Raw genomic sequence first — 348 nt, forward strand, 5'->3', positions numbered from 1 at the left:
CTGGCGAGCCGGTGACCGGTGCCGAGACGGATGCGGTGTAAACCACCGTGCCGCCTTCAGCCACAGTGCTGGTCGCGGTGAGGTTGACCGTCGAAGTGTCGATGGTGTCGGTCACATCGGTGACCGCTGCTGCCGGATTGGTCGCCAGGTTTTCAAAGTTGCCGCCGGCGGCATCTTTGATCGTCACCTCGACTTGGCCGGCGTCTTTATAGACGTCGTCTTTCGGCGCGTCGACGGTCACGGAACCGCTGGTGGCGCCGGCGGCGATGGTGATCACCGCGCCGTTCGACAGTGTCACGGTGACCGGCGTACCGGCCGCATTGCTCAGGGTGGCGGTATAAACGATGG

1 protein-coding gene is annotated in these 348 nt (G+C 64.1%); it reads right to left on the reverse strand.

Annotated features, from left to right (window positions below; genetic code table 11):
* Positions 1–348, reverse strand: a 348-nt coding sequence (locus tag AACY49_RS31410) for an immunoglobulin-like domain-containing protein (protein ID WP_339528261.1), incomplete at both ends; no start/stop codon positions are given.

It is taken from the genome of Pseudomonas sp. EL_65y_Pfl2_R96 (assembly GCF_963970905.1).
In the GTDB taxonomy this organism is placed as follows: domain Bacteria; phylum Pseudomonadota; class Gammaproteobacteria; order Pseudomonadales; family Pseudomonadaceae; genus Aquipseudomonas.